Source organism: Inquilinus sp., assembly GCF_057815775.1.
Window position 1 is genome coordinate 1 of the sequence record NZ_JBYRFX010001166.1, and the last position, 2,190, is coordinate 2,190.

2 protein-coding genes and 1 pseudogene are annotated in these 2,190 nt (G+C 65.3%); 1 reads left to right on the top strand and 2 read right to left on the bottom strand.

What is annotated here, in order from left to right; genetic code table 11:
* Positions 1 to 263: pseudogene (locus tag AC3XYG_RS41245) on the bottom strand (ABC transporter substrate-binding protein); the annotation flags it as partial.
* Positions 264 to 510: 247 nt separating this feature from the next.
* On the bottom strand, positions 511 to 1,107 hold the full coding sequence (locus tag AC3XYG_RS41250) for a nitroreductase family protein (RefSeq protein ID WP_489145724.1): 597 nt from the start codon (positions 1,105 to 1,107) through the stop codon (positions 511 to 513).
* Between the two features lie 325 nt (positions 1,108 to 1,432).
* Between AC3XYG_RS41250 and AC3XYG_RS41255 the strand changes: the two genes are divergently transcribed.
* A partial coding sequence (locus tag AC3XYG_RS41255) for an ABC transporter permease subunit (RefSeq protein WP_489145725.1) occupies positions 1,433 to 2,190 on the top strand: 758 nt, incomplete at its 3' end.

The following is a 2,190-nucleotide window of genomic DNA, read 5'->3' on the forward strand; positions in this document are numbered from 1 at the left end:
GCCCCGGCGTTCATCGCCTCGACGATGACATTGCCCGAAGGGAACTCGCCGAAGGTCACGCCATAGGGCGTGTCGAGCTGCCCGGCGGCGCGCAGCAGGTTGTCCTCACGCCCCTTGTACTTGGCCGCCCGCACGGTGACGCCGGCAAGATCGGCCGTTGTCGCGGCCCGCGACAGGCCCGGGGCCGCCGCCAGCGCGACCAGGCCGGCACTGCCCGCCAGCAGCGACCGGCGCGACAGGGGGGAGAGGGGAACGAAGGGCACGGGTGATCCTTCGATGGGACGTTATCGGGAGTTCGATGTGGATCAAGTGAATATACAAATTCCTATGTGTCAAACTAATTAAATAGCTATTATTTTATGTTCATTTTATGCCCGTAACGCTCGCACCTTCCCCCAAAACGTCATTGCGAGCGTAGCGAAGCAATCCATGCGGCAGCCCATAACGGCGCCATGGATTGCTTCGTCGACTTCGTCTCCTCGCAATGACGTCGAGGGAAAAGACGCCCCCTCACCCGCCCTGGAACGTGCCTTCCGAGACGATGCTGGCCAGGGGGTTGCGGCTGCTGGGGGTCTCGCGCGCCTGCAGCGCTTCCGGCAGCGACGACCTGTCGCCGATCCGGCCGATCGCAATCACCGCATCGACCGCGTAATTCGCCGGGATGCCCAGCACCGTGCGCGCCTTGTCGCGGTCGAAGCCGGCCATGCCGTGGGTGTGCCAGCCCGCCTGCAGCGCCTGCAGGGCGAAGTTGGACCAGGCCGCGCCGGCGTCGAAGGAATGGGTCGGCAGCTGGGTTTCGCCCTTGCCCGGCTGGTCGAAGCTGGTCTTCGAGGTCACGACGATCAGCGCCGCGGCCTGGTAAGCCCAGCCGCGGTTCCATTCGTTCAGGATGTCGAGGAAGACCGGCCAGCGCTCGGTGTCGCGGCGGGCATAGACGAAGTGCCAGGGCTGCGAGTTGAAGGCCGAGGGCGCCCAGCGCGCCGCCTCGAAGAAGCGCAGCAGCTCCGCCTCCGGGATCGCTTCCGGGGTGAAGGCCCGCGGCGACCAGCGCCGGAGGAACTGGGCATCGATGTCGTGCTCGGCCACGCGGCCGTTGTGACTGGTCATGTCGACTCCATGGGTCGATCCGGGCGACAGCAATGGGCGCCGCCGCGTTCGTAAGACCATTCTCCCTACGGGGAAATCCACATCAAGACCAATCTTTCACGTAGAATATGCCGGCATCACTGCCATGCACACCCCCGGATTGCCGCCGATCGGAGGCGTCCCCAAGCGGGGAGATCGTTCGATATCAAAGCGATAGTTAAATACATATTGTTTATGTTGTTAAAACTCGAATCACATTGACTTCACATCTCCATGAGACATTATCTACGTCCATGCCGGCACGCCGCCGGAGTTCCACTCCGCCTCGTGGCAACAGGACACCGCCTTGGCCACCCTCTCGCTGCCCCGGGCCGCTCGCGCCTTCCCCGTCCGGATCGAAAAGCTGCGCCGCTTCATCCCGCCGCTGGTGATCATCCTGCTGTGGCAGGCCGGATCCTCCGCCGGGTTGATCCCGCCTCGCTCGATCGCCTCGCCGGCCACCATCATCGTCACCTTCTGGACGCTGCTGGCCTCCGGCGAGCTGCTGCATCACCTGCTGGTCTCACTCGGCCGCGTCACCGCCGGCCTGATCATCGGCGTCACCACCGGTGCGGTCCTGGCGCTGGTCGCCGGGCTGTCGCGCCGCGGCGAGGATCTGGTCGACGCCACCATGCAGATGCTGCGCACCCTGCCCTTCCTGGCGCTGGTGCCGCTGTTCATCCTGTGGTTCGGCATCGGCGAGACGCCGAAGATCGCCCTGGTCGCGCTCGGCTCGGCCTTCCCGATCTACCTGACCCTGTTCGCCGGCATCCGCAGTGTCGACGCCAAGCTGGTCGAGGCAGCGAGCGTGTACGGCCTGTCGCAGACCGAACTGATCCGCCAGGTGATCCTGCCGGGCGCCCTGCCCTCGGCCCTGGTCGGCCTGCGCTATTCCCTGGGCTCTGCTTGGCTGAGCCTGGTGATCGGCGAGCAGATCAATGCCTCAAGCGGCATCGGCTATCTCGTGATGACCGCCCGCGACTTCCTGCGCACCGACATCATCTTCGTCGGCCTGATCGTCTATGCCCTGCTCGGCCTCGCCGCCGACCAGCTGGTGCGCGGCAT

Excerpts from the sequence above, each read along its gene's own strand:
- AC3XYG_RS41250 (WP_489145724.1), bottom strand. The coding sequence starts at position 1,107 with ATGACCAGTCACAACGGCCGCGTGGCCGAGCACGACATCGATGCCCAG.